The organism is Burkholderia cepacia, assembly GCF_001039005.1.
GTDB lineage: Bacteria > Pseudomonadota > Gammaproteobacteria > Burkholderiales > Burkholderiaceae > Burkholderia > Burkholderia theae.
The window spans coordinates 1-2021 of the sequence record NZ_LDWR01000117.1 but is presented as its reverse complement, the minus strand read 5'-3'; the positions used below and the strand labels follow the sequence as shown (position 1 = coordinate 2021).

1 protein-coding gene is annotated in these 2021 nt (G+C 50.1%); it reads right to left on the bottom strand.

The window, feature by feature from the left end; genetic code table 11:
- Positions 1 to 980: 980 nt before the first annotated feature.
- The gene (locus VL15_RS39340; protein ID WP_000027050.1) at positions 981 to 1841 is read right to left on the bottom strand and encodes a broad-spectrum class A beta-lactamase TEM-116; all 861 of its coding nucleotides are present in this window, start codon (positions 1839 to 1841) and stop codon (positions 981 to 983) included.
- Between the last annotated feature and the right edge of the window lie 180 nt (positions 1842 to 2021).

Below are 2021 nucleotides of genomic sequence, written 5' to 3'. Positions count from 1 at the left end.
GGCCAACGCGCGGGGAGAGGCGGTTTGCGTATTGGGCGCTCTTCCGCTTCCTCGCTCACTGACTCGCTGCGCTCGGTCGTTCGGCTGCGGCGAGCGGTATCAGCTCACTCAAAGGCGGTAATACGGTTATCCACAGAATCAGGGGATAACGCAGGAAAGAACATGTGAGCAAAAGGCCAGCAAAAGGCCAGGAACCGTAAAAAGGCCGCGTTGCTGGCGTTTTTCCATAGGCTCCGCCCCCCTGACGAGCATCACAAAAATCGACGCTCAAGTCAGAGGTGGCGAAACCCGACAGGACTATAAAGATACCAGGCGTTTCCCCCTGGAAGCTCCCTCGTGCGCTCTCCTGTTCCGACCCTGCCGCTTACCGGATACCTGTCCGCCTTTCTCCCTTCGGGAAGCGTGGCGCTTTCTCATAGCTCACGCTGTAGGTATCTCAGTTCGGTGTAGGTCGTTCGCTCCAAGCTGGGCTGTGTGCACGAACCCCCCGTTCAGCCCGACCGCTGCGCCTTATCCGGTAACTATCGTCTTGAGTCCAACCCGGTAAGACACGACTTATCGCCACTGGCAGCAGCCACTGGTAACAGGATTAGCAGAGCGAGGTATGTAGGCGGTGCTACAGAGTTCTTGAAGTGGTGGCCTAACTACGGCTACACTAGAAGAACAGTATTTGGTATCTGCGCTCTGCTGAAGCCAGTTACCTTCGGAAAAAGAGTTGGTAGCTCTTGATCCGGCAAACAAACCACCGCTGGTAGCGGTGGTTTTTTTGTTTGCAAGCAGCAGATTACGCGCAGAAAAAAAGGATCTCAAGAAGATCCTTTGATCTTTTCTACGGGGTCTGACGCTCAGTGGAACGAAAACTCACGTTAAGGGATTTTGGTCATGAGATTATCAAAAAGGATCTTCACCTAGATCCTTTTAAATTAAAAATGAAGTTTTAAATCAATCTAAAGTATATATGAGTAAACTTGGTCTGACAGTTACCAATGCTTAATCAGTGAGGCACCTATCTCAGCGATCTGTCTATTTCGTTCATCCATAGTTGCCTGACTCCCCGTCGTGTAGATAACTACGATACGGGAGGGCTTACCATCTGGCCCCAGTGCTGCAATGATACCGCGAGACCCACGCTCACCGGCTCCAGATTTATCAGCAATAAACCAGCCAGCCGGAAGGGCCGAGCGCAGAAGTGGTCCTGCAACTTTATCCGCCTCCATCCAGTCTATTAATTGTTGCCGGGAAGCTAGAGTAAGTAGTTCGCCAGTTAATAGTTTGCGCAACGTTGTTGCCATTGCTACAGGCATCGTGGTGTCACGCTCGTCGTTTGGTATGGCTTCATTCAGCTCCGGTTCCCAACGATCAAGGCGAGTTACATGATCCCCCATGTTGTGCAAAAAAGCGGTTAGCTCCTTCGGTCCTCCGATCGTTGTCAGAAGTAAGTTGGCCGCAGTGTTATCACTCATGGTTATGGCAGCACTGCATAATTCTCTTACTGTCATGCCATCCGTAAGATGCTTTTCTGTGACTGGTGAGTACTCAACCAAGTCATTCTGAGAATAGTGTATGCGGCGACCGAGTTGCTCTTGCCCGGCGTCAATACGGGATAATACCGCGCCACATAGCAGAACTTTAAAAGTGCTCATCATTGGAAAACGTTCTTCGGGGCGAAAACTCTCAAGGATCTTACCGCTGTTGAGATCCAGTTCGATGTAACCCACTCGTGCACCCAACTGATCTTCAGCATCTTTTACTTTCACCAGCGTTTCTGGGTGAGCAAAAACAGGAAGGCAAAATGCCGCAAAAAAGGGAATAAGGGCGACACGGAAATGTTGAATACTCATACTCTTCCTTTTTCAATATTATTGAAGCATTTATCAGGGTTATTGTCTCATGAGCGGATACATATTTGAATGTATTTAGAAAAATAAACAAATAGGGGTTCCGCGCACATTTCCCCGAAAAGTGCCACCTGGATCGATCCCCGAGGCCTACTCGAATTGGCCAACGCGCGGGGAGAGGCG